The sequence below is a fragment of the Hymenobacter daeguensis genome, assembly GCF_054780555.1.
The window spans coordinates 356,134-381,313 of sequence record NZ_BAAGWC010000002.1; the positions used below are offsets into that span (position 1 = coordinate 356,134).

At 62.3% G+C, this 25,180-nt stretch carries 16 protein-coding genes; 13 read left to right on the forward strand and 3 right to left on the reverse strand.

Annotation, left to right across the window (positions count from 1 at the left end):
* Nucleotides 1-115 precede the first annotated feature (115 nt).
* Nucleotides 116-2,707: a DUF5686 and carboxypeptidase regulatory-like domain-containing protein gene (locus ACYVHT_RS05160; protein WP_460548661.1), complete on the forward strand. Its 2,592-nt coding sequence runs from the start codon at nt 116-118 to the stop codon at nt 2,705-2,707.
* A 72-nt stretch (nt 2,708-2,779) separates the two neighbouring features.
* Here ACYVHT_RS05160 and ACYVHT_RS05165 read toward each other — a convergent pair whose 3' ends face one another.
* Complete coding sequence (locus ACYVHT_RS05165; protein ID WP_460548663.1) at nt 2,780-4,219, reverse strand: amidohydrolase family protein; 1,440 nt, start codon at nt 4,217-4,219, stop codon at nt 2,780-2,782.
* Nucleotides 4,220-4,378: 159 nt separating this feature from the next.
* On the opposite strand from ACYVHT_RS05165, the gene ACYVHT_RS05170 reads away from it, so the two are divergent.
* Together ACYVHT_RS05170 and ACYVHT_RS05175 are read left to right on the forward strand one after the other, a co-directional pair.
* Nucleotides 4,379-6,928, forward strand: a complete 2,550-nt coding sequence (locus ACYVHT_RS05170) for a type III PLP-dependent enzyme domain-containing protein (protein ID WP_460548665.1) — start codon at nt 4,379-4,381, stop codon at nt 6,926-6,928.
* 436 nt (nt 6,929-7,364) lie between these two features.
* On the forward strand, nt 7,365-8,795 hold the full coding sequence (locus ACYVHT_RS05175; protein ID WP_460548667.1) for an alpha/beta hydrolase family protein: 1,431 nt from the start codon (nt 7,365-7,367) through the stop codon (nt 8,793-8,795).
* A gap of 162 nt (nt 8,796-8,957) precedes the next feature.
* On the opposite strand, the gene ACYVHT_RS05180 is transcribed toward ACYVHT_RS05175, so the two are convergent.
* Complete coding sequence (locus tag ACYVHT_RS05180) at nt 8,958-9,848, reverse strand: carboxypeptidase-like regulatory domain-containing protein (RefSeq protein WP_460548669.1); 891 nt, start codon at nt 9,846-9,848, stop codon at nt 8,958-8,960.
* 311 nt (nt 9,849-10,159) lie between these two features.
* Here ACYVHT_RS05180 and ACYVHT_RS05185 point away from each other — a divergent pair, with 311 nt between their 5' ends.
* Complete coding sequence (locus ACYVHT_RS05185; protein ID WP_460548671.1) at nt 10,160-10,762, forward strand: OmpA family protein; 603 nt, start codon at nt 10,160-10,162, stop codon at nt 10,760-10,762.
* A 270-nt stretch (nt 10,763-11,032) separates the two neighbouring features.
* On the forward strand, nt 11,033-12,442 hold the full coding sequence (locus ACYVHT_RS05190) for an alpha/beta hydrolase family protein (protein ID WP_460548673.1): 1,410 nt from the start codon (nt 11,033-11,035) through the stop codon (nt 12,440-12,442).
* Between the two features lie 126 nt (nt 12,443-12,568).
* Here the strand turns inward: ACYVHT_RS05190 and ACYVHT_RS05195 are convergent, their stop codons facing one another.
* Nucleotides 12,569-13,468: a peptidase associated/transthyretin-like domain-containing protein gene (locus tag ACYVHT_RS05195; RefSeq protein WP_460548675.1), complete on the reverse strand. Its 900-nt coding sequence runs from the start codon at nt 13,466-13,468 to the stop codon at nt 12,569-12,571.
* 217 nt (nt 13,469-13,685) lie between these two features.
* Here ACYVHT_RS05195 and ACYVHT_RS05200 point away from each other — a divergent pair, with 217 nt between their 5' ends.
* The 8 genes from ACYVHT_RS05200 to ACYVHT_RS05235 all read left to right on the forward strand — a co-directional run bounded on the left by ACYVHT_RS05200 (nt 13,686) and on the right by ACYVHT_RS05235 (nt 25,053).
* Nucleotides 13,686-13,961, forward strand: coding sequence for a FeoA family protein (locus ACYVHT_RS05200; RefSeq protein ID WP_460548677.1), 276 nt, complete (start codon nt 13,686-13,688; stop codon nt 13,959-13,961).
* A 10-nt stretch (nt 13,962-13,971) separates the two neighbouring features.
* A complete protein-coding gene (gene feoB / locus ACYVHT_RS05205) occupies nt 13,972-16,134 on the forward strand; it encodes a ferrous iron transporter B (RefSeq protein ID WP_460548679.1) in 2,163 nt (720 codons plus the stop codon).
* A 168-nt stretch (nt 16,135-16,302) separates the two neighbouring features.
* A complete protein-coding gene (locus ACYVHT_RS05210) occupies nt 16,303-18,744 on the forward strand; it encodes a TonB-dependent receptor domain-containing protein (RefSeq protein WP_460548681.1) in 2,442 nt (813 codons plus the stop codon).
* Nucleotides 18,745-18,818: 74 nt separating this feature from the next.
* Complete coding sequence (locus ACYVHT_RS05215; RefSeq protein ID WP_460548683.1) at nt 18,819-19,964, forward strand: PepSY-associated TM helix domain-containing protein; 1,146 nt, start codon at nt 18,819-18,821, stop codon at nt 19,962-19,964.
* Nucleotides 19,965-20,129: 165 nt separating this feature from the next.
* Complete coding sequence (locus ACYVHT_RS05220) at nt 20,130-21,377, forward strand: efflux RND transporter periplasmic adaptor subunit (RefSeq protein ID WP_460548685.1); 1,248 nt, start codon at nt 20,130-20,132, stop codon at nt 21,375-21,377.
* Nucleotides 21,378-21,388: 11 nt separating this feature from the next.
* A complete protein-coding gene (locus tag ACYVHT_RS05225) occupies nt 21,389-22,849 on the forward strand; it encodes a TolC family protein (protein ID WP_460548687.1) in 1,461 nt (486 codons plus the stop codon).
* A 108-nt stretch (nt 22,850-22,957) separates the two neighbouring features.
* On the forward strand, nt 22,958-23,626 hold the full coding sequence (locus tag ACYVHT_RS05230; protein ID WP_460549067.1) for an ABC transporter ATP-binding protein: 669 nt from the start codon (nt 22,958-22,960) through the stop codon (nt 23,624-23,626).
* A 167-nt stretch (nt 23,627-23,793) separates the two neighbouring features.
* Nucleotides 23,794-25,053, forward strand: coding sequence for an ABC transporter permease (locus ACYVHT_RS05235; protein ID WP_460548689.1), 1,260 nt, complete (start codon nt 23,794-23,796; stop codon nt 25,051-25,053).
* Nucleotides 25,054-25,180: the final 127 nt, after the last annotated feature.

Sequence of the window (25,180 nt, forward strand, 5' to 3'; positions counted from 1 at the left end):
GCATCAGTTGTAGTGGGGCGTAACTTGCCCGTGCCTTTCCTTCTGCTTTCTCCGGTATATGGTGCTGAATACCTTACGACTACTAGCATTCGTTCTTTTGCTGCTGGGCGGCCCGTTGCGTAGCCCCGCCGGCGTTATCAGGGGCAAGGTGAGCGGGGCCAGCAGCGAAGGGCTGGCGTTTGCCAACGTGGCCGTGCGCGGCTCGGCCACCAGCACCGGCGCCAACGACCAGGGCCAGTACCAGCTGCGGCTGCCGGCCGGAAGCTACGAGCTGGTGTTTCAGTACGTGGGCTACAAGCCGCAGGTGCGGCCGGTGCGCGTGCCGGCCGGCGACTCCACGCTCACCGTTAACATCACGCTCCAGCCCGAGGCCTACAACCTGGGCGAGGTGCTGGTGAAGTCATCGGACCGCGACCCGGCCTACGCCATCATTCAGCAGGCGCAGCAGTGGCGGGCCTACCACCGGCGCGAGGCCGCCGCGTATCAGGCGCGCATCTACATCAAGTCGCAGATACGGCTGAAGGAAACGCCGGGCAAAATCATGGGCCTGTTCAAGGTCGGCCCCGACCTCAAGCCCGGCATCCTGTACCTGTCCGAAAGCCTGTCCGACATCAGCTTCACCCAGCCCAACGTGGTGAAAGAGCGCATGATAAGCAGCCGGGTGAGCGGCGACTCGCGCGGCCTGAGTTTCAACCGGGCCAGTGCCGGGCGCAACCTGAGCTTCTATGAGAACCTGATAAAGCCGCCGTTTTCGGAGCGCGGCTACGTGTCGCCCATCGCGGCCAACGCCATGCTGTTCTACAAGTACGAGCTGGTGGGCAGCACCCCGCAGGGCGGCGAAACGGTGCACAAAATCCGCGTCATCCCGCGCCGCCGCACCGACCCGGTTTTCGCCGGCTACGTCTACATCGTGGAAGGTACCTGGCGCATTCATTCCGTCGATTTGATGCTGGACAAGGACGCCCAGATTGACTACGTGGACGAACTGCACCTGAAGCAGCAGTACGCTCCCGCGCCTGGCAACGCCAACGTGTGGCTCATTCAGTCGCAGCAGGCCACGGCCGAGCTGTCGGGCCTGGGGTTCAAAGGCTCGGCCTACGTCACGGCCGTGCTTTCCAACTACGCCCACGTGGTGCCCACCTACCCCACGCCGCCGGTGGCCAAGGCCGCGCCGCCCGTGGTGGCCGAGGGCAAAGACCCCGCGCCCGTCGGCCAGGAAACCGCCGCCCAAATCCGCAGGCGCAAGCCCGACCTCAGTGGCCTCAACCGCCAGGTGCGCAAGCAGGTGAAGAAGGCCCAGCGCGACTCGCTCAGGAACGATGTTTTCGCCCGGATGCCGCGCGGCGAGGTGCAACTCATCGAGAAAGGCGTGAACGAGCGCGACTCGGCCTACTGGGCCTCTGTGCGCCCGGTGCCCCTCACGGCCGAGGAAAAGAAGGACTACCACGTCAAGGACAGCACCGAAGTCATTCGCCGCTCGCGCCCTTACCAGGACTCGATGGACCGCAAGCGCAACGAGTTTGAGCCGATTAGCCTGCTGCTGGGCGGCTACGCGCACGTCAACAGCTTCCGCAAACGCTCGTTTTCCATTCTGCCGGTTTCGCAGATTTTTCAGTACAACACCGTGGAAGGGGCCGTGCTCAACGCCCAGGCCACCCTCAGCCAGCGCACCGACGACCGACGGTTTTTTACCATCACGCCGGTGCTGCGCTACGGGTTCAGCAGCGAGCAGCTCAACCCCAGCCTCAGCGCCACCTGGCAGCTGCACCCGGCCAAGCTCAAGCAAATTGGCCTGGTAGCGGGCCGCACCATCGAGAATTTCGATAAGAACTCGCAGCTCACACCGCTCATCAACACGGTGTACACGCTGCTGGACAACCGCAACTACGCCAAGCTCTACCGCCGCGACGGAGCCGAGCTTACTTTCCTCACCGAGCCCATCAACGGCCTGAACCTACGCGCCAGCGCGGCCTATTTCGACCGCCACGAGCTCTACAACACCACCGACCGCCTCATTATCGACGTGAAGGGCCGGCCCTTCACCGACAACCGGCCGGTGAGCGACGAGCTGGGCTACACCGGCTTCGGCCGCAGCCGCGTGGCCACCGTGGGCCTGTCGCTCGACTACCGGCCCGGCACGCGCTACATCAACCGGCCCGATGGCAAGTTCAACCTCGGCTCGAAGTGGCCCACCTTCAACGTGCAGGGCCGCCTGGCCATTCCGCACCTGCTGGGGGCCGACGTGCGCTACCTGCTGCTGCAGGCCGGCGTACGCGACAACCTCTCGCTGGGCCTGCTGGGCAACAGCAGCTTCCGCGTGAACGTGGGCGGCTTCGTGGGCAAGCAGGAGGGCATGACCTTCATCGACTACCGCCACTTCTCGGGCAACCAAACCCTGCTCACCGGCAACTTCAGCTACTTCCAGCTGCTCGACTACTACCGCTTCAGCACCAACAACACCTACCTCGAAGCCCACTACGACCACCATTTCAACGGCTTCTTTTTCGATAAAATCCCGCTGCTGCGCAAGCTGAAATGGCAGGAAGTGGGCTCCTTCAACTACCTCACCACCCGCCAGGCCGGCCACTACGTGGAGCTGGGCGCCGGCATCGAGCACATCCTGAAAGTGGTGCGCGTGGACTTCTACACGGCCCTGCAAAGCGGCCAGCGGCTGGGCACCGGGTTCCGGGTGGGCGTAGGGTTCTAGCGGAGGCTTTGGGGATAAAAAGGAACGGTCATGTTTCGACCATACGCGGCATCACCGTTCTCCTAAAGCCGCTTATTTATTCCGCACGGCCCGCAGCATATTGGCCAGCGCCGCCGCCGGGTAGGCTCTGCCCCGCGAAATCACCGCGTCAATCTTGCGCACGTTGCCGATGTTTTCCAGCGGGTTGCCGGTGAGCAGCACCAGGTCCGCGTCCTTGCCCGGCGCGATGGCTGCCGAATGTTCCGCCACACCCATGAAGCGGGCCCCGTTCACGGTAGCCGCCTGCAGGGCCTGGAGGGGCGTGAGGCCTGCCAGCACCAGCAGTTCCAGCTCGCCGTGCAGCGAAGCGCCGGGGTAGATGTAGGAGTTGAAAGGCCCGCTGTCGGAGCCCGCCAGCAGCGTGACACCGGCCGCCTGCATCTGCGGCACCAAACTCATGAATTTGGCGCTCAGCTTCTTGCTGAATAGCTGCGCGGTCAGGGACTGCTGCCGGGCACCCGACTGGCGGCGTTGGTACGTGGCCTGAATCTTCGGGTCGATGTAGGCCAGCAGCGTATCGCCGGCGTGGTCGTTTTCGGGCAGCTCGGCCAGCGTGCGCTGGATGTAGAGCGTGGGCACGGCGGCCGTGTGGCGCTTGGCCATGAGCGCAAAAATGCGGCTGGCGGCGGCCGGGCTATAGGTGTCGTACACGGCCGGCAGCACCGCAAACAGCCCCAGCGGCTTGGAGGTGGCCAGGCTGTTGCGCACAGCCGTCGTGAGGCTGTCTTCCTTGCCGGAGCAGGCCTTGAACACGTAGTACAGATGCTCGGTAGCATCGAGCCCCCGCTTGATGGCCTCGCCCAGCGTCACGGAGTAGGGCATGTGGCCCGTCGTTTTCAGGCCGCGCCGCTGGGCCTGCCGGATGGTTTCGAGGTAGGCCGCGCCCGAAATCCTGCTGTCGTAAAGCTTCACGTAGTCCACCTTCAGCCGTTGCAGCGAGTCGAGGGCGTGGCGAATCTGGGCGGGCGTTTCTACTTCGAGCGAGCCCGGCCAGTAGGCGTGCGGCCCGTCAATCTTAGGGCCGGAGGTGAAAATGTGCGGCCCGGCCAGCCGGCCGGCGTCCAGCTCGCGCCGCCACTGGAAAATGCTGGGCGTGAGGTCGCCCCCGGCATCGCGCACCGTCGTGATGCCGTGCGCCAGGTACAGGGTCAGGCTTTTTTTATTGGCCGCCGCCAGGCTGTCGCCGCCCCGGAAGTGCACGTGCATGTCCCACAAGCCGGGAATGAGGTAGCGCCCGTTGCCGTTCACGTACTGCCTGGCGGCGTAGCTATCCTTGTCGGCCACCTGAATTTCCACGATTTTGCCTTTGGCAATGGCCACCACCTGGTTGGGCACCAGCTGGCCCGTGCGCACATCCACAATGGTTACGTGGTTGATAACCACGTCGTAAATCGGTAGCCGGGTGGGCCGGCGCGCGCAGCCCACCAGCCACAGGGCCAGGCTCAGGCCAAAAAGGAATCGGGATAATTTCATGCGGGCGGCGCTAAGCTGGCCCGGCAAAGTTAGGCGGGCAGCCTTACCGTAAACGCAGCGAATTATTTGGGTGCTAGCAGCCTGCCGCAAGTGCGGCCCGACGGCAGCGCAACGCCGACCTGGCACCGGCGGCCATCTTTGCCGGACCTTTGCCCCGCTATGCTGTTTCCCCGCTTCCTCGATTTGCCCGGCCTGCTGGCCGGTCGCCTGCTCCAGGCCCCCGCCGATGCCACGGCCGACGTGCGTCATCTGCTGCTCGACAGCCGCCGGGTGGGCCTGCCCGCCGGCGCGGTGTTTTTCGCCCTGCGCGGCCCCAGCCACGACGGCCACCGCTACCTGCCGGCCCTCTACGCCCAGGGCGTGCGGCTGTTTATCATTGAAAAAAACGCGGAGCTGCCTGATGGCCTTGCGGCTTACCCCGAGGCCGGCATAATTCAGGTAAGCAGCTCATTAGCTGCCTTGCAGACGCTGGCCGCCGCCCACCGGGCCGGGTTTGCCGGGCCGGTGCTGGCCATCACCGGCTCCAATGGCAAGACCATTGTGAAAGAGTGGCTGGCCCAGCTGCTGAGCCCCGACGAGGACATCTGCCGCTCGCCGCGCTCCTACAACTCGCAGGTGGGCGTGCCGCTGAGCGTGTGGGAGCTGAACCCCGCGCGGCACACGCTGGGCATCTTCGAGGCCGGCATTTCGGAAGTGGGGGAGATGGCCCGGCTCGCCGACATCATCCGGCCCACCGAAGGCATTTTTACCATGCTCGGCACGGCGCACGATGCCGGCTTTGCCACCGACGAGCAGAAGCTGCGCGAGAAGCTGCGGCTGTTCCAGGGGCCGCAGTTCCGGCGCCTGTTCTACTGCGCCGACCAGCCGCTGGTGCAGCGCGTTGTGGCGGAGCTGGGCCTGCCGGCCTTTCGCTGGACGCGCCGGGCTGGGCAGCCGGCCGACCTGCGCTTTGCCCTCACTGCCAGCAGCGAAAGCAGCACCAGCCTGCAGGCAACATACGCGGCCACTGGCCTCACGGCCGCCTTTACGCTGCCGTTTGCCGATGAGCCCTCCCTTGAAAATGCGCTGCACTGCGTGGCTGTGCTGCTGCACCGCCAGGTAGAGCCCGCCGAAATCCAGCGCCGGCTGGCGCGCCTGCACCCCGTGGCCATGCGCCTCGAAATGAAGCTCGGCCGCCACGACTCCTACCTGCTCGACGACACCTACAACAACGACCTCGCCGGCCTGGCCCTGGCCCTGAGCGCCCTGGCCCGCCAGAGCCGCCCCGGCCGCCGTACCCTGATTCTCAGCGACGTGCTCGAATCGGGTCTCACCGGCGCGGAGCTGTATGCCCGCGTGGCGGCCCTGCTGCCCGCTGCCGGCGTGAGCCGTGTGGTGGGCATCGGGGAGGAGATTTTGCAGTTAAGCGCTAAAAGCGAAGAGCCGGCCAGACCACTCTTAACTTCTAGCTATCAGCTCTTAACCGAATTCTATCCCACCACCGAGGATTTCCTCGCCCAGCTCAATCCCGCCGATTTTGCCCACGAAGTCATCCTCATCAAGGGCGCGCGGCGGTTCGGGTTCGAGCGCATCGTGGCCGCCTTGCAGGCCCAGCAGCACGGCACGGTGCTCGAAGTCAACCTCGATGCCCTCAGCCACAACCTGCAGTACTACCGCCGCCAGCTACGCCCCGGCACCCGGCTCATGGTGATGGTGAAGGCCTTCGCCTACGGCGCGGGCTCCTACGAAGTAGCCAGCCTGCTTGAGTTTCAGCGCGCCGACTACCTCGCCGTGGCCTACGCCGACGAAGGTATTGCCCTGCGCGAAGCCGGCATCAGCCTGCCCATCATGGTGATGAACGCCGCGCCCGATGCTTTCGAAACCCTGCGCCGCTACCGCCTGGAGCCCGAAATCTACTCCTTCGAGATGCTGGATGCCTACCTCGCCACGTTCGATGCCGCTTCCGGGGCACCCGCGCCCAAAATCCACCTCAAGCTCGATACCGGTATGCGCCGCCTCGGCTTTGAGGAGGCCGACCTGCCTGCGCTGGCGGCCTGCCTGCGCCAGCACGCCGCCCGCCTGCCCGTGGCCAGCATGATGACCCACCTCGCCGCCGCCGACGACCCCGCCCACGACGATTTCACCCGCGAGCAGCTGGCCGCCTTCCGCCGCATGAGCACTGCCCTGGAAGCCGCCCTGGGCCATTCCGTAATCAGACACGCACTGAACTCAGCCGGCATTCTGCGTTTTCCCGAAGCGCATTTCGACATGGTGCGCCTCGGCATCGGCCTCTACGGGGTGGATGCCAGCAACACCGCCGACCCCGCCGCGCTGCGCCCGGTGAGCCAGCTGCGTACCACCATTTCCCAGATTAAAACCCTGCCCGCTGGCGCCACCGTGGGCTATGGCCGCCGGGGCACTGCCACCGCGCACGAGCGCCGCATTGCCACCCTGGCCATCGGCTACGCCGACGGCTACGACCGCCGCTTCAGCAATGGCGCGGGCATGGTGCTGGTGCACGGGCAGCGGGTGCCGGTGGTGGGTTCCGTGGCCATGGACATGTGCATGGTGGACGTGACGGACATTGCGGCGGCGCGAGCCGGCGATGTGGCGCTCGTCTTCGGGGATGGCCTGCCGCTGCCCGAAATGGCCGGTCGCATCGGCACCATTGCCTACGAGCTGCTGACCAATGTGAGCGAGCGGGTGAAGCGCGTATTCGTCAGCGAATAAGCTGAACAGGAATCGATAACACGATGCTGATTTCGATGGGACAGGCAAAGCCACTGTCGCGGGCGTAATTCAGGCCAGGGGCGGCAATATCTGCCCCGATGCCTGCCAGGTGCTGGCCGGCGAGGAAGCTTCTTCGAAAGGCCACTGGCGTGGCCAGCCGGGGCTGCTTCCCGATACATATCCTGCCCGGCCAAATGGTGCAGGCAGGAGCCCGCGGTACCTTTTTCTAGTTGAAAGCCTCGGGCAGCTTTGGGGTGTAAATCACCCGCTTGGCTTCTAAAAGCTCCTGCTTCTGTGGCAGAGCAGGGACTTTTTTTGTGGCAACGGCCGGCTTGGCCAATGTTGGCAAGGTATTTATTTTGCTACTTTACACTGGGCGGCGCGGCTCCCTTCTAATTTTGAGTCAGCAAGCTGTTTGTGACGCTTCTTTTTTGTTATGAAAATCAATACGTTTCGGTTGTTTCACCTTTTTGGTATGTTGCTGGCCGGCTTCGTGCTGGCGGGGCCTGTGCAGGCAAGTGCCCGTCCCCAATCGGTTTCGGCCCGCGTGGCCGATGTGCCACCGCTCGACGGCCTCTGGAAAGGCCCGCTGAAAGTGCCCGGCGGGCAGCTTGAAGTCATCTTCCGGTTTGTGAAGCTCACCGGCGGCGAGTATTTCTGCACCCTCGACGTGCCGCTCCAGAAAGTGAGCCGCATGAACGTGAAAACCGAAATCAAAGGCGACACCGTGCGCCTTTATGCCGAAGAAGCCGCCACCCGCTTCATTGGCCGCGTTTCGGCCGACGGCAAGCAGATGGCCGGTACCTGGCAGTCGCCCGGCTTCAAAGTGCCCATGACGCTTACCTTCAGCGCCCTGCCTGCCATGAACGCCAAGAACGTGCGCCTCACCCCGCCCTATCGCGAGGAGGAGGCCACCTTCAGCAACCTCACCGTGAATGCCCGCCTGGCCGGTATGCTCACCATCCCGGCCGGCCCCGGGCCCTTCCCGGCCGTGGTGCTGCTGAGCGACAGCGGCCCGCATGACCGCGACGGCACCGTGGGCGACTTTGCCCCGCTGGGCCAGCTGGCCGACTACCTCACCCGCCGGGGCATTGCCGTGCTCCGCTTCGATGACCGGGGCGCTGGCAAATCCGGTGGCACTCCCGCCGTTACTACTGCCGATTTGGTGAGCGATGCCCAGGCCGGCCTCAACTACCTGCGCACCCGCCCCGAAATCGACCTCGCGCACTTGGGCCTTATTGGCCACGGCGAAGGTGGCAACGTGGCGCTGCTGGCGGCGGCTCAGCCCTTGCCTCCGGCTTTTGTGGTCACCATGGCCGCCTACGGCCTGCCCGGCCGCGACATTGTGGTGCAGCAGCAAGCCACTACCCTCCGCACGCTCGGCACCGACGCGGCCCAGATTGAGGCTGCCACCAAGCGCCAGCAGGCCATGCTCGAAATCATTCGCCAGACCACCGACAATGCCCAGGCGCAGGCCATTGTGGCCAATATGCTCAAGCAGAACAACGCGGCCATCGACAATGCCACCGCCCAGGCCAGCGCGGCAGAAATGACTTCGCCCCGCTACCGCTATTTCCTGGCTTTCAATCCGGTAGAGAAGCTGGCGGCCGTCAACTGCCCGGTATTGCTGCTCAATGGCACTTCCGACCTGACCATCAATGCCGATGCCAACATGGGCCCGCTGGAAAAAGGCCTGAAGGCCAGCAAGAATAAGAATGTGACTGTGCGCAAGCTGCAAGGCGTCAACCACTTGTTTCAGCCCGACCCCACCAAGTGGCCGGTTGTCAACGGCCAGCCTCAGCCTAACTTTTCTCCCGAAGCCGAAGATGCCATTCGGGAATGGATAGTGTTGCAGACGAAGAAATAGGCAGCAATAGCCCGGGACTAAAGCTTGGGCTTCCTCCTCGCAATGGCGGCTGGTCCGGTCGCCGATGGCCAACAAAAAAGCCCTGCTGACTGGCAGGGCTTTTTTGCATTCTAATCGTAAAAAACCGGGCAAATACCTTGCATATACAAGGTGTCGCTCGGGCTATTTAATCATGTCCACTTCAGCCTTAATCATAGCATTATACCGGCGGCCCTGGCCGTTGGCCAGCGTGAGCAGGTTCCAGCCCTTGCCAATGGTATAGCTCCAGGTGCGGCTTTCCTTAAACTCGAAGGTGGGACGCATAATCTGGCCGTAGGGCGTGTAGTTGTCCATAAAGTTGGTGGTGTAGAACTTGTCGCCACCCACAATCCACTCCATTGCCACAAAGAAGCCCTCTTCCGGAGCCGGGATGTTGTACGTGCTCAGGTCGATGGTGTACCACTCGCCGCCGCGTGAGGCCGAAACCACCACGTTTTCGGTGAGCAAATCGGTGTTGGGGGCGTTGTAGTTGCCATCTGCCTTGTATAGACGCACCCGGAAAGGCTCACGGGGGAAGCCGTTTTCACCGATGTAAAAAGACACGGTCCGAACGTTGCCCAACTTTTTTTGCTTCTCATTTTTCACGAAAAAAGCATATTGTGACCCGGGCAGGCCCTGAATCATGCCCTCGCCCGGATTGTTGGAGTTCGAGCCCAGTTCCAGGTTTTTGAGCTTGCCGCCCTTCACCTTCACTTCGCTCAGCTCGATGACACGTTTTTTCAGCTCAACGATAAGGTCTTCGGTGCTGCCGCGCTTGATAAAAATAGCGCTGCGCTCGTAGCCCAATGTCATGACAATCAGCGAGTCCTGGCTGGTTTTTTCCAGGCCTGCCAACTGAAAATACCCGTATTCGTTGGTGAGAGCACCCGTGCCCTCTTCCCGTAGGCCAATCGACGCAAAGGGAACGGGGTCCTTGGTTTTGGCATCCACGACACGGCCCGTAATGCGGTTTTCCTGTGCCCAGCCCAGTGCCGGCAGGAGTAGCCATAGTGCGAAAAAAAGTATGCGTTTCATCATCGCCAAAAATAATAGATAAGATGGTCGTCTGGCAAATTTACAAATTCCAGTCCAATCTATTGTTACCTGTATGCTTCGAAAGTTGTCGCAAAGTGCAGGTGGATTGCATTTTTTTTTATAGGGTTACCCAATCAAACGTGTCGGTGTTACCAGATTATTGCTTTGTGGGGCAGAATGAGGTTTTTTGGACTTTCCCAAGGCTGTTGGTCGCGGTTGCGCTGCTGGCTGCAAACCTGGAAAAATATTGATGGCATTCGGCGCTTTTTTCGAAAAGGCCGTATGCTGCCCATCATTTCTTTCCCAATATCATGAAAAAAGCCCTCCTTTCGGCACTTGCTGCCGCCACGCTGCTCAGCAGCTGCGACACCAAACAGTCGCCCACCAAAGACCAGCTCAGCGAAGCTGGCCAGGATACCGCCGTGATGGCCCGCGACAGCCGCACTGCCCGCGAGTCTGTGAGTGAAGACGATGAGTGGGACCTGACCAAAGCCAGGCTGGCCGACGTGAAATTCAAGGAGATTACCCTGCCGGGCGTATCGGTGCGCGGCGACAGCACCTACAATGTGTACAGCGTGGACGAAACGGTGCTCTTCGATACTGACAAAGCCGATATAAAGCCCTCAGCCGCCGCTGCCCTGAATCAGATTACGGGCTCGATTGGCCAGCGCTACGGCACCCGGCAGGTGCGGGTGATGGGCTTTGCCGACGCGCGCGGCGACAAAAGCTATAATAAGGCCCTGAGCGCGCAGCGTGCCGAAGCCGTGAAAAGCTACCTAGTGAGCAACGGTAAAATTGCTGCCGACCGGGTGAGCGTTGAGCCAATGGGCGAAGCCATGCCTGTGGCTACGAACGCGACGGCCGCCGGCCGCCAGGAAAACCGCCGCGTGGAGATTGCCGTGCGTACCCGCTAGTACCCCCCCGAGGGATTTGACGCCTGAATGACGTGCACCGGTGAGCTGATTTTGGCAGGGGCCAAAGCAGCTCACCGGTGCACGTCATTCGTTTTTCAAACGGTTGTTGGCAACATAGAAAGATTTAATACCCGCTGGACGCTTAGTTTTCTGTTATTTTGCGGTCCTCCTCCACTATGCTGCCAGCAATGGGATATTAGCCAATTTAATATGGCTGGTACGCCAGGGCTTATCTTTCGGGTTCTGACTAATTTGATTGCTTTTTATAAGATGAGGAGACGTTTACTCTGGGTTTTGGTGCTGTTGGGAGTAGTGGGTGCTGATATTGCCCAAGCCAAAACAGGAGTTCTGAGCGACGGCGGAGTAGCACTGGGCGGCCTGTGGAAGGGCAAGCTGCCGCTGCTCGGCGGCCAGCTCGATGTGACAATTAGTGTGGTGCCGCTGGCCGGGGGCAAGTATTTCGGGGCGCTCGATGTGCCCGCACAGAAAATAAGCCGCACCGTTACGGAAATTACCGTGCGCGGCGACTCGGTGCTCATGCGGATGCCCGGCGTGGGCAGCCGTTACGACGCTCGTTATGATGCCGCCAGGCAAGAGCTAAGCGGTGCCTGGATTGCTTCGGGGGTAAAATCGATGGTGGTGCTGCGGCATTCACCCATGCCCACTGCTTCTGCGCCCGGCACGCGGCTTACGCCGCCCTACCGCGAGGAAGAAGTAGTGGTGAACAATCCCACGGCCCGCCTCAACCTGAGCGCCACCCTGACGGTACCGGCCGGCACTGGTCCTTTTCCGGCTGTGCTGCTGGTGAGCGACGTGGACAGCCAGGACCGCGACGGCACTATCGATGATTTCCACATGCTGGGGGCGCTGGCCGACTATCTCACCCGGCGTGGCATCGCCGTGTTGCGCTACGATGACCGGGGGGTGGGCCAGTCGGGCGGCAATTCTGCCACCACCACCACCGCCATGCGGGTGAGCGATGTGCAGGCCGCTATGAACTTTCTACGGGCGCGGCTGGAAATCAATATCAACCGCATCGGCGTGATAGGGCATGGTGAAGGAGCCAACGTGGCGCTGCTGGCGGCGGGCCAGCCTCTGCCGCCAGCGTTTGTGGTGTCGCTGGCGGGCTATGGCCTGCCGGGCGAGCAAACCTTGCTGGAGCAGCAGGTAGCCGAGCTGCGCGCCAAAAAGTTAGACCCGGCCCTGGTGCAGGCCGCATACGAGCGGCAGCGCACCATGTACACCATCATCCGCAATACCAACCCGCCCCAGGCACAAGCCATCGTGAGCAATATGCTGCGGCAGGACCAGCCTACTCTCACCCCCGAGGCCGCCACCGCCGCCGCCGCCAAGCTGCTCACGCCGTGGCGGCGCTTTTTCCTCGCCTTCGACCCCATTGCTGAGCTCGACCAGGTGCAGTGCCCCGTGCTGCTGCTCAACGGCACCAACGACCAGCAGGCCCCTGCCGACCTGCACCTCGTAGCTTTGGAAAAAGAGCTGAAAAGCGTAAATAGAAACGTTACGGCCAAGCGCCTGTCCGGTGTCAACCACCTCTTCCAGCCTCCCAAAACGGAGTGGACGCTGATGAACGGCGAGATGATGCCCCTGTTCTCGCCCTTGGCCGAAGAAACCATTCGGGAATGGATTATGAGCCTGTGGACAAAAGACGTGAAGCACTAAAGCACTGATTGGCGGGAATCAACCGTGGGTTTGGGGATTTTCCCACTCGCTAATCAGGCAATAAGAAGAAGGCCCGGCTGTTTAGCCGGGCCTTCTTCTTATTGCCTGATTAGCGAATTGATTGACTTATTTAATCATGTCCACTTCGGCCTTAATCATGGCATTATAGCGCAGGCCCTGGCTGTTGGCGGCCGTGATGAGGCTCCAGCCTTTGCCGATGGAATAGTTCCAGGTGCGGCTTTCCTTGAACTCGAAGGTGGGGCGCATAATCTGGCCGTAGGGCGTGTAGTCGTCCATGAAGTTGGTGGCGAAGAACTTATCGCCGCTTACCACCCATTCCATGGCTACGAAGAAGCCTTCTTCCGGCGCCATGATGTTGTAAGGCGTGAGGTCCACCGTGTACCACTGGCCACCCTGCGGGGCCGATACCACCACGTTTTCGGTGAGCAAATCGGTGTTGGGGGCGTTGTAGTTGCCGTCGGCCTTGTAGAGGCGCACCCGGAAAGGCTCGCGGGGAAAACCGTTTTCGCCGATGTAAAACGATACCGTCCGCACGTTGCCAAGCTTCTTGTTCTTGTCGTTTTTAACGAAGAAGGCATATTGTGAGCCCGGCAGGCCCTGAATCATGCCTTCGCCGGGGTCGTTGGACTTGGCCCCGAGCCCCAGGTTTTTTACCTTGCCGCCTTTCACCACCACGTTGCTCAGCTGCACGGCCCGCTTGGGAACCTCAATGGTGAGGTCGGCCACGGCCACGCCGCGCTTCACCAGCACGGCCCGGCGGGCGTAGCCCAGCGCCACCACAATGAGGGAGTCGGCGGTGTTCTGCGTAGGAGCGGGCACGATGAACTGACCATGCTCGTTGCTAAGGGCTCCGATTTGCTCATTTTTCAGCCCGATGGACGTGAACGGCAGCGGCTCTTTTGTGTCCTTATCAACGATTACGCCTTTGATTTGAACTTGCTGTGACCAACCCGAAGTTGCAGAAACAGCTAGTAATAATGCTATAAATAGTAGGTTTTTAGACATAGGAAGCGTGATAGACTGGACAAAATTACAAATTCCAGTGCGGAAAGTTATCAGAAAAAATCAGCACCTCCAATTTGTAAGTAAAACAAGATGACTCAATGGCCGCCCAAAAGCCGGAATAGCCTGCGAGAAACCGGATAAAAAAAATCGGGCTGGGCGAAAAGCATTTGGTTCCGTACCTTTGTTTGTACTCTTTCTAAATAGAATAAACCTGCCCGTGGCCCTGTTTCGCCGTACCCCGCAACCTGCCGTAGCTGCCGCCACCCGGCGCACCGCCAAAGACCTGCGCCTGGGCGAAACCGGCACCATCTGCTGCCTCGAAGACCCCGAGATGGCACTGAAGCTGCTGGAAATGGGCTGCATACCCGGCGTGAAGGTGCGCCTGAGCGGCCGGGCCCCGCTGGGCGACCCGCTGATGCTGGTGCTCGGCGACCAGGAATACACACTGTCGGTGCGGGCCAGCGAGGCGGCCACCATCATGCTGAAAGAGTAGCGCACAACGAATGGCGGCCACAGTGAGCAATCCGGCGCAGGTAGCCGACGGCCAGCCAGCCGCCACTGCTTCGATGCGTCCGGTGCGTATTGCGCTGATTGGCAACCCGAACAGCGGTAAAACGTCGCTGTTTAACCAACTCACCGGCCTCAACCAGAAGGTAGGCAACTTCCCCGGTGTGACCGTGGACCGCAAAACCGGCGTGGCGCAGCTTACGGCCACGCAGCGGGCCGAGATTATTGACCTGCCGGGCACCTACTCGCTCTATCCCAAGAGCCTGGACGAGAAGGTGATAACCGACCTGCTCTACGATAAAACCGCCGATAACTACCCCGATTTTGTGGTGGTGACGGTGGATGCCAACAACCTGCGCCGCAGCTTGCTGCTGTTCACGCAGCTCGGTGACCTTGGGCTGCCCGCCGTGCTGGCCCTCAATATGATGGACGTGGCCGCGCGCCACGGCATCAACATTGACCTGAAGGCGCTGGAGCAGGAGTTGGGCGTGCCCATTATTCCGATGAATGCGCGGAAGGGCATTGGCGTGGCGGCGCTCAAGATTGTGATGGCGCAGCGGCTGGACGCGCCGCCGGTGCGCTTCTGGCAGCCCGACGAGCAGCTGCTGCCGCTGGTGCGCCAGATTCGCTACTACTTCAACCTGCACAACGACTACCTGGCGCTGCACTACGCGCAGCAGTACCGGCAGATTGGGTTTTTGAGTGCCGACGAGAAGGCCCACATTCAGGAGCTTACCCAGAAATATGCGTTCGATGCCACGGCGCAGCAGGCCGCCGAAACCATTGGCCGCTACGCCCGCATCAACGAAATCCTGCTGGAAACGGTGACGGTGACGCGCACCGAGCAGCGCGAGCCGGTGAGCAACCGGATTGACAAAGTGCTGACGCACCGGGTGGGCGGCTACCTCATTTTTCTGGGCATTTTGTTTCTGCTGTTTCAGGCCATTTTTGCCTGGGCGCAATACCCGATGGACTGGATTGACCAGGGCATTTCGAGCCTGAGCGCGGTTATTCAGGAGAACTTCCACGGGCCGCTGGTGCGGCTGCTGACGGAGGGGGTGCTGGCTGGCCTGGGCGGCGTGCTCATCTTCATCCCGCAGATTGCCTTGCTGTTTGGTTTCCTGGCGGTGCTGGAGGAAACGGGCTACATGGCCCGCGTGACCTTCCTGATGGACAAGCTGATGCGCCCCTTTGGGCTGAGCGGCAAAAGTGTGGTGCCGCTGATATCGGGCCTTGCCTGCGCGGTGCCGGCTATCATGGGCGCGCGTACCATTGAGAGCTGGAAGGACCGGATGATTACCATCTTCGTGACGCCGCTCATGTCGTGCTCGGCGCGCATTCCGGTATACACGGTGCTGGTGGCGCTGGTGGTGCCCGATGAGGCGGCGTGGGGCATTTTCAACCTGCGCGGCGTGGCGCTGATGTCGCTGTACCTGCTCGGGCTGTTTTCGGCCCTGGCCTCGGCCTGGGTGCTGAAAACGGTGCTGAAGGCGCGGGAGCGGAGCTACTTCATCATGGAATTCCCCGTTTATCAGTGGCCGCGCTGGAAAAACGTGGGCCTGACCATTTACCAGAAGGTGCAGGCGTTTGTGTTGCAAGCGGGCCGCGTGATTGTGGCCATTTCGGTGCTGCTCTGGGTGCTGGCCAGCTACGGCCCCGGCCAGCGGCAGGAAAAGGCCGAAGCGCAGGTTCGGCAGGAAGCACCCGCGCAAAAATGGGACGAGGCCGAAACCAGCCGCCGCGTGGCATCGGCCCGGCTGGAGAATTCCTACGCGGGCTCCTTTGGTCACGCGCTGGAGCCGGCCATCCGGCCGCTGGGCTACGACTGGAAAATCGGCATTGCCCTGCTTACTTCGTTTGCGGCGCGGGAGGTGTTTGTGGGCACAATATCAACGATTTACAGCGTGGGGCAGGATGCCGACATGGGCACGCTGCAACAGAAGCTGAGCGCCGAGCGCGACGTGCATGGGCAGCCGTTTTTCACGCCGGCGCGGGCGTTTTCGCTGCTGGTGTTCTACGTATTTGCCATGCAGTGCATGAGCACGCTGGCCGTGACCTACCGCGAAACCAAGAGCTGGCGCTGGCCGCTGGCGCAACTGCTGTACATGACGGGACTGGCTTACGCGGCGGCGTTTGTGGTGTATCAGGCACTGACTTGATTGACAGTATTATTTAGAATTATTCTCAATAGTTATTTGGAATTTGTCTAAATAGCGTTGGAAATGCCGGCTTGCGGTGGTTGCTTTGCAGCATCAATTGCAAAACAACGCGGCATGAAGAGTTTACGATTTTTGATTTATTGGCCATTTATGGTGCTGCTGGTTAGCTTGTTTGCTTTTGCAAACAGCCCGGTGCAAGCCCAAAGCACCGGCAGCATCAGGGGGCGGGTGACGACTACCGACGGCGACCCGGCCGAATCGGTGAGTGTGGGCCTGCAAGGCCAGGCCCTGGGTGGCATTACCGATGGCGAGGGGCACTACACGATAGGGGCCGTGCCGGCGGGCACCTACATGCTCATCGTGTCGTCGGTGGGGCTGAAGCCGGCCCAGCAGCAGGTGACGGTGGCAGCGGGCCAGCGCGTGACCCTCGATTTCAGGCTGGCTGAAAGCACGGCCGAGCTGCAGGAGGTGGTGGTGCAGGGCGCGCGCACCAATAAATTCAATCGGCCCAACAGCGAGGACGTGGCCAAAATGCCGCTCAAAAACCTCGAGAACCCGCAGGTGTACGCCACGGTGGGCAAGGAATTGCTGACGGAGCAGCTGGTGTTTTCGGTGGACGACGCGACGCGCAACGTGCCGGGCCTGCAAAAAATGTGGGAGCCAACCGGACGCGGCGGCGACGGCGGCTCGTTCTACGCCAGCCGGGGCTTTGTGGTGTCGAGCCAGCTGCGCAACGGCGTGGCCGGCAGCGTGACCAGCACCGTTGATGCCATCAACCTGGAGAAGCTGGAAGCCATCAAGGGGCCGTCGGCCACGCTGTACGGCAGCGCGCTCACGTCCTACGGCGGCCTGCTCAACCGCGTGACCAAGAAACCGTTCGAGACGTTTGGGGGCGAAGTGGCGGTGTCGGGCGGTAGCTACGGTTTCCACCGGGTGAGCGCCGACGTGAACACGCCGCTCAACGCCGCCAAAACCCTGGCTTTCCGGCTGAACACGGCGTACAACTACGAAGACAGCTGGCAGAATGCGGGCTACGCGGGCTACGTAAAAAACCTGGCCATCGCGCCCAGCCTGCAGTTCCGGCCCAACGACCGGCTGACCATCAACCTGGATGCGGAAATCTACCGGGGCAGCAACATCGGCAAGCAGATTATCTATTTCAACTACCAGGAGCAGATTAAGAACCTGGGCTTTTCGCGGGCCGACCAGGCGCCGCTCGATTACCGGCAGTCGTACCAGGGGCCGGGCCTGAGGCAGGATTCGCGCAGCACGAACCTGTTTGGGCAGGTGCGGTATCGCATTTCGCCCGGCTTTACGTCGACTACCTACCTCTCGTCGAGCCGCAGCTACTCGCAGGGCAAGGGGCCGTATTTCTACATGGTATCCAACACGGTGTATGCCCTCGACTCGCTGGCGGCGCTGGGCCGGCCGGTGCCTGCGACGGGCCTGACGCGCCAGCCCGGCGCTCATAGCCTGTACCGGGCCGACCAGTCGACGAACAGCCACAGCGATACCTACGAGGTGCAGCAGCTGTTCAACGGAGATTTTCAGCTGGGGCGTTTGCGCAACCGCGTGGTGCTCGGGCTTGATTTTCTGAGCATTAATTCCAACCTGGACTACTTCGGCGGCAACATTGATGTAGTGCCGCTGGGCCTGGGGAGCAACAACTACCGCGCATTTAACGGCGCCGCCGTGGATGCCGCCTATGCGGCGAACCCCGCGCTGTTTCATTACCTGGTGACAACCAAGGTGAACACCTACAGTGCTTTCGCCTCGGATGTGCTGAGCCTGACCGACCAGCTGAGCGTGCTGGCGGCCATGCGCGTGGACCGCTACGATAACAAGGGCGGGCTGTACTACGCTCCGGTAGAGGCGTATAAGCAAACGGCGGTTTCGCCGAAGTTTGGCCTGGTGTATCAGCCCGTGAAAGACAAAGTCGCGCTGTTTGCCAACTACCAGAACAGCTTTACCAACCTGAATACCACGTTTGTGGACCTTGAGGGCAGGTCGCACGTGACCACTCCCGAGCGCGCCAACCAGATAGAAGGCGGCGTGAAGCTGGACGCGGCCGGCGGCCGGGTGAGCCTCACGGCGAGCTACTACGACATTCGGGTGCAGAACATCCTGCGCACCATTGCCCCCAACGTGAGCGCCCAGGACGGCAACCAGTGGAGCCGGGGCGCTGAGCTGAACCTGACGGCCAACCCGCTGCCGGGCCTGAACGTGGTGGGCGGCTTCGCCTACAACTACGCCAAGTACGTGGACACCAACGCGGATTTGAACGGCTTCCGCCCCGCCACTGCCTCCTCGCCCTACCTGGCCAATGCCTGGGTGAGCTACCGCCAGCCAGCCGGCGCGCTCAGGGGCCTGGGCGCGGGTGTTGGCGGCAACTACGCCAGCGACAACAAAATCGTGAACAGCGTGTCGCAGGGTGTTTTTATTCTGCCCAGCTACACGGTGCTCAACGCCAGCATTTTCTACGACCAGCCGCACTACCGCCTGTCGGCTAAGGTCGACAACCTGACCGACCAGCACTATTGGATTGGCTACACCACCATCAACGCGCAGAAGCTGCGCAGCATTGTGGGCTCGGTGGCGTATAAGTTTTAGATTATTAAACGCGAAACCAGGACGTTATGCAGCGCGTGGCGAGGCCTGATGTCCTGGCGAGTCCGATTCTGCCCATGACCGTTAAGCAAGCCGTTGGCAAACTGCACCTCTGGCTCGGGCTGGCCTCGGGGCTGGTGGTATTCATTGTGAGCCTGACGGGGGCCATCTTCACGTTTCAGGATGAAATCCGGGACCTGACCGAGCCCTGGCGCAAGGTGGAAGCGTCGGCGTTGAAACCGCAGCTGCCCTCACGCCTGCAGGCGGCGGCGCTGGCGAAGCATCCCGATGTGAAGAAAGAAACAACGTGGGTGACGTATTTCGGCCCGGAGCGCTCCGCGACAGTGTATTTCACCGACCCGGCCGGCACGCCCACGCAGGTGTACCTGAACCCGTACACGGGGCAGGTGCTGAAGGAGCAGAACCTGCGCTACCACTTTTTCAGCATCGTGCAGGCCATCCACATGACCTTGCTGCTGCCCGAGGCCGTGGCCAAATGGGTAGTGGGCGGCAGCGTCATCGTCTTCGTGCTGATGCTGGGCACGGGGCTGGTGCTGTGGTGGCCCAAGCGCCGGCAGGAGCGCAGGCAGCGGTTCACCATCAAATGGGGTGCCCGCTGGCGACGCGTCAACTACGACCTGCACAACGTGTTGGGGTTTTACGTTGCCAGCATTGCGGTGGTGCTGGCGCTCACGGGCTTGTTCATGATTTTCCCCGGCCTGCTCGATTCTGCTGAGTTGATAGCCAATGGCGGCCGGACCTACCCGCAGGAAAAAGCGCAGGCCACAGTGGACACGCTGCAAGCCGTATCGGCCGCCACGCAGCCATTGCCCGACGTCATTTACCGCACCGTCCGGCATCGCTCACCGCAGGCCGAAATGATACTCATCGGGCCAGCCGGTACGGGCAAGGCCCCGGCCTATTGCTGGGCTTACCAACGGACGCTGCACTACTACCACCGCGACGATTATGCCTTTCACCCCGTATCGGGCCGGGTGCTGCAGGGCCGTTTCCACGCCGGCAAGAGCAACGGCGGCAAGCTCAGCGACATGAACTACGACCTGCACACGGGCCAGCTTCTGGGCCTGGGCGGCAAAATCGTGGCCTTTCTGGCCAGCCTGATTTCGGCTAGTCTGCCCGTAACGGGCACCGTGCTGTGGTGGGGCCGCAAGCAGAAAAGTAAGAGCGGCACAAAAAGCCTGAGGCCGGTAGCTGTCCGGTAAGGACGATATCGACTGTCCGATTAAAGACAAGGTGTTCATAAATGGACACCTTTTTTTGTGCACGCCACGCTTGGTTTGGAGTTTTTATTTTGATAATCAATATTTTATAAAAATGGCACGCGGCTTGGCCCACTATACAGAAACCCTCCTGATTTCTGCACGAAAATGGACAGAGCCATTGCCGATTCTATTCACACCCAACGCAAGCGCCGCCGCTGGCTCGCGGTAGCCGCCGCGGTGCTGCTGGCGCTGGGCGCGGTACTGGCTTTTCGCACGGTGCTGAAGCCCAGCCTGCGGCGCGGCGATGTGCTGACGGCCACCGTGGAAACGGGCGAGGTAGAAGCCTCGATTACGGCCGCCGGCACCATCATTCCGGAGCGGGAGGCGGTGCTTACCAGCCCCATCCAGAGTACCATCCGGCGGGTGGCGGTGGTGGTGGGGGCGCGGGTGGCGGCCGGCGAAACCATTGTGGAGCTGGACAAGGACCTGACCAACTCGGCCCTGGCCAAGCTTGACGACGAGCAGCTGCGCAACCAGAACAAAAACTCCCAGCTGCAGCTCAACCTGGAGCGCAGCCTCAACGACCTGCGTGCCCAGGCCCAGGTGCAGGCCGTGAAGGTGCGTAGCCTGCAATCGGCCCTGCGCGACGAGCAGCAGCTGCTGAAAATAGGCGGCGGCACGGCCGAAAACGTGCGCCAGGCCGAGCTGAACCTGACCGTGGCCGAGTTGGAAGCCAGCCGCCTGGCCCGCCAGATTCAGACCCAGCAACGCTCCAACGCGGCCGACGTGCGCGAGCTGGGCTATACCGTGTCGATGCAGCAGCGCAGCATTTCGGAGCTGGCCACCAAGCTGCGGCAGGCCAACATCAGCAGCCGGCAGCCGGGCGTGCTGACGTGGGTGAACGACAACCTCGGCAGCACCGTGCAGGCCGGCGACGCCCTGGCGCGGGTGGCCGACCTGAGCAGCTTCCGCGTGCGGGCCACCATTTCGGACAGCTACGCCGACCAGCTGCACCCCGGCGATTCGGTGGTGGTGCGCATCAACGACACCGACCTGCGCGGCACCGTGGCCAGCATCAGCCCGGCTGTGGACAAGGGCGTGGTAACATTCTACGCCCAGCTCAACAACCCGCACCACGCGGCGCTGCGGCCCAATCTGCGGGCCGATGTGTTTGTGGTGACCCGCGCCCACCACGGCGTGCTGCGCGTGAAAAACGGGCCGTATTATCTGGGGGGCAAAGAGCAGCCGGTATTTGTGCTGGCTGATGGCAAAGCGGTGCGGCGCACGGTGCGCTTCGGCGACAGCAACTTCGACTACGTGCAGGTTGTGAGCGGCCTGCGGGCCGGGGAGGAGGTTGTGGTGTCGGATATGAAGGACCATCTGGACACGCCGGAGCTAACCCTGAACGACTAATGCGGCCGACCATGAAACGCCTGTTTTGCTCGCTGCTTTTGCTGCTGTTGTTGCCAGGGCAGCGTGTGGCCGCGCAGGCCCGCGCACTCACGCTCGAGGAAGTTATTGCGCAGGCCATCAACCAGTCGGCGCCCGGCCAGCAGGCCGTGACCACCCGCGAAACCAGCTACTGGGCCTGGCGCGGCTACCAGGCCAACTACCGCCCGCAGCTGGGCCTGGCCGGCACAGTGCCCAATTTCAACCGCGTGATTACGCCCGTGGTGCAGCCCGACGGTACCACCAGCTTCGAGTCGGTACGCATCAATAATTCGGATTTAGGCCTGACGCTGAGCCAGAACCTGGGCCTGACCGGCGGGCAGGTGTACATCGGCTCGGTGGTGCAGCGGTTCGATGATTTCAACGGCGGGCAGCGGCGGTATAATAATCAACCGTTTACCATCGGCATAACGCAGCCGCTGGGCCAGTTCAACGGCCTGCTGTGGGCCCGGCGCATTGAGCCGCTGCGCTACCAGGAAAGCCGGCGCCAGTACGTGGAGGAGCGCGAAACCATTGCCCAGCGCGTCACGGAGCTGTATTTCGACGTGCTGCTACAGCAGGTGAACGCCGACGTGGCCCGCCAGAATGCCCAGGCCACGGCCGAGCTGCTGCGCATCGGGCAGGAGCGGTTCAAGCTGGGCCGGCTCTCGCAGAGCGACTTGTTGCAGCTGGAACTGAACGTGCTGGACGCCCGCCAGGCCCAGACCCAGGCCCAGCTCGACGCCCAGAATGCCGCCGTGGACCTGCAAGCCTACACCGGCCTGCCCGGCACCGAAGCGCCCGCCCTGGCCGTGCCCGCGCCGGCCCCACAGCCGGCCGTGCTGCCCGCGCTGGCCCTGGAGCAGGCCCGCCAGAACCGCAGCGCCACGCTGGCCTTCCGCCGCCGGCTGCTGGAGGCCGAGCGGACGGTGGCGCAGGCCCACGGCACCACCGGCTTTCAGGCCGCACTTACGGCCAACCTGGGCTACGTGAACCAGGCTGAAAACCTGGGCAATACCTACCTCAACCTCCAGAACCAGCAGCAGGTGCGGCTGGCGTTCAGCCTGCCGCTGGTGGACTGGGGCCGCCGCCAGTCCATCATCAAAACCGCCGAGCTGAACCGCGACCAGACCCAGCGCAACGTGGCGCAGGAAGAGCGCAGCTTCGAGCAGCTGGTGCTGGCGCAGGCGGGGCAGGTGGCGGCGCTGCGCGACAAGCTGGCCCTCGCCGGCCGGGCCGACTCGCTGGCCCAGCGGCGTTACGACATTGCCCGCGCCACCTACCTGCTGGGCCGCATCAGCCTCACCGATTTAACGCTGGCCTCGGCGGCAAAGGATGGCGCGCGGCGCGGCTACATTTTCGCGCTACGGGCCTGCTGGGTGGCCTTCTACCGCCTGCGGGCGCTGACGCTGTATGACTTTGAAAAACAGGCGCCCATTTTCGTCGCCAACCGCTGATTCTAATCCACTCCACGCGCTTTTCTCCCCTTTTTTCTCATGGAAAACCTGCTCGCCAACTCGCCCGAAACCCACACGCCGCCGACGGTGCAGAACGGTGCCACGCCGGTGCTCCGGCTCACCAACATCGAAAAGGTGTACCAGACCAAAACCATCGAAACGGTGGCGCTGAACCAGGTGAACCTGACCATCAACCGGGGCGAGTTTGTGTCCATCATGGGGCCGAGCGGCTGCGGCAAATCGACCTTGCTCAGCCTGATGGGCCTGCTCGATGAGCCCACCAGCGGCACCATTGAAGTGGATGGCCGGCCCGTGACGGCCTACACCGACAAGGAGCTGGCCCACCTGCGCAACTTGAAAATCGGCTTCGTTTTCCAGAGCTACCACCTGATAAACGACCTCTCGGTGGTGGATAACGTGGAAGTGCCGCTGCTCTACCGCAAGGGCATGAGCGGCAAAGAGCGCCGCCAGCGGGCCCTGGATGCCCTCGACAAAGTGGGGCTGAACGCCCGCACGGCGCACTTTCCCGGCCAGCTCTCGGGGGGGCAGCGGCAGCGGGTGGCCATTGCCCGGGCCCTGGCCGGCGGCCCCGAAATCATTCTGGCCGACGAACCCACCGGCAACCTCGACTCGGTGATGGGCGAGGAGATTATGGAGCTGCTGATGAATCTGAACCGCCGCGACGGCGTGACCGTGGTGATGGTGACCCACGACGAGCACCAGGCGCTCAAGACGCAGCGCGTCATCCGCTTCTTCGACGGCAGCCAGGTAAGCTAACGCCCTGACGTGATGAACCCGCAACGCTGGACTTGGGCCCTGCTGCTGGCCGCGCTGGGCGCGGTGCTGGCCCACCGGCCCACTGCGCCGCCACTGCGGTCGCCGGTTAGGCCAGCCCGGCCCACCTACTTTTTTCTTCAATTCCACTCTTCGCTTCCTGCTTCGCCATGCTCCGTTCGTACCTGAAAATTGCCTGGAAGGTGCTCATGCGCCGCAAGTTCTTCACCTTCATCAGCCTGTTTGGCGTGAGCTTCACGCTGATGATTCTGCTGGTGGTGATGGCCATGTTCGACCACATGGTGGGACCCAACGCGCCGGTGAAACGCGTGGACCGGATGCTGTTTGTGAACACCATGCGCCACCAAATGGCCGATGGCCACGGCTGGATGAGCAACCCCGTGAGCGCACACTTCGTGGACGACTACGTGCGCAAGCTCAAAACGCCCGAGCGGGTGGGCGTCACTACGGTAACGTCCAACGCCACGGCCTTCACCAAGAGCAAGCTGCTGCCGCTGGACATGGCCTATACCGACGGTAGCTTCTGGCAAATCATGGACTACGAGTTTCTGGGCGGGCGGGCATTCACCAGCGCCGAGGTGACGCAGGCGCAGCACGTATGCGTCATCAACGAGGCCACCGCCCGCGCCTACTTCGGTCGCACCGATGTAGTGGGGCAAACCATCGAAATCGACCTGAAGCGCTACCGCGTGGCCGGCGTGGTGCGCAACGTGTCGGCCGCCCAGGTATATGCCTACGCCGACGTGTGGGTGCCCTACACCCTGAACCCGCAGTACACCAAAGACAGCCGCCTGGAAGGCGAGTTTCTGGTGGTGCTGCTGGCACCTTCGGCGGCGGCCGTGCCGGCCGTGAGCGCCGAGTACCAGCAGATGATAAAGCGGATACCCATTCCGAAACCCAAGGAGGTGAAGGCTATTTATTCCTACGCCGACCCCATTCTGCCGGGCATCACACGGGCCATACTCAGCCACGAACAGACCCTAAGCAACGACAACCTGACCAAATTTTACGCGCTGGTGGGCGGGCTGGCGCTCCTGTTTATGCTGCTGCCGGTGCTGAACCTGGTGAACCTGAACGTGACGCGCATCCTGGAGCGCTCGGGCGAGATTGGGGTGCGCAAGGCCTTCGGCGCGGCCGGCTCCGACCTGGTGGGGCAGTTTCTGGTCGAAAACCTGGTGCTGGCCCTGGTGGGCGGGCTGCTGGGCCTGGGCCTGGCCGCCGGCGCCCTGGCCCTCGTGAACGAAGCGCACCCCGTGGCCTACGCCCACTTCGCGCTGAGCTGGACCGTGTTTGGCTGGGGCATGGTGCTCACCCTGATTTTCGGCCTGATGAGCGGCGTGTACCCGGCCTGGAAAATGTCGCGCCTCAATCCCGTGGCCGCCCTGCGCGGCAGCGGCGAGCAGAAGTAGCGCATTGTGTTACGGCTGTCATCCTGAGCGGAGCGAAGGACCTTCTCACCGCTGCTCCGCTTGGGAGTACTGCAAACTGTTCAGCGGCGATAAGGTCCTTCGCTCCGCTCAGGATGACAGATGATTT

Excerpts from the sequence above, each read along its gene's own strand:
- ACYVHT_RS05175 (WP_460548667.1), top strand. The coding sequence starts at position 7,365 with ATGAAAATCAATACGTTTCGGTTGTTTCACCTTTTTGGTATGTTGCTG.
- ACYVHT_RS05180 (WP_460548669.1), bottom strand. The coding sequence starts at position 9,848 with ATGAAACGCATACTTTTTTTCGCACTATGGCTACTCCTGCCGGCACTG.
- ACYVHT_RS05225 (WP_460548687.1), top strand. The coding sequence starts at position 21,389 with ATGAAACGCCTGTTTTGCTCGCTGCTTTTGCTGCTGTTGTTGCCAGGG.
- ACYVHT_RS05220 (WP_460548685.1), top strand. The coding sequence starts at position 20,130 with ATGGACAGAGCCATTGCCGATTCTATTCACACCCAACGCAAGCGCCGC.
- ACYVHT_RS05185 (WP_460548671.1), top strand. The coding sequence starts at position 10,160 with ATGAAAAAAGCCCTCCTTTCGGCACTTGCTGCCGCCACGCTGCTCAGC.
- ACYVHT_RS05170 (WP_460548665.1), top strand. The coding sequence starts at position 4,379 with ATGCTGTTTCCCCGCTTCCTCGATTTGCCCGGCCTGCTGGCCGGTCGC.
- ACYVHT_RS05235 (WP_460548689.1), top strand. The coding sequence starts at position 23,794 with ATGCTCCGTTCGTACCTGAAAATTGCCTGGAAGGTGCTCATGCGCCGC.
- ACYVHT_RS05190 (WP_460548673.1), top strand. The coding sequence starts at position 11,033 with ATGAGGAGACGTTTACTCTGGGTTTTGGTGCTGTTGGGAGTAGTGGGT.
- ACYVHT_RS05165 (WP_460548663.1), bottom strand. The coding sequence starts at position 4,219 with ATGAAATTATCCCGATTCCTTTTTGGCCTGAGCCTGGCCCTGTGGCTG.
- ACYVHT_RS05195 (WP_460548675.1), bottom strand. The coding sequence starts at position 13,468 with ATGTCTAAAAACCTACTATTTATAGCATTATTACTAGCTGTTTCTGCA.
- ACYVHT_RS05215 (WP_460548683.1), top strand. The coding sequence starts at position 18,819 with ATGACCGTTAAGCAAGCCGTTGGCAAACTGCACCTCTGGCTCGGGCTG.
- feoB (WP_460548679.1), top strand. The coding sequence starts at position 13,972 with ATGGCGGCCACAGTGAGCAATCCGGCGCAGGTAGCCGACGGCCAGCCA.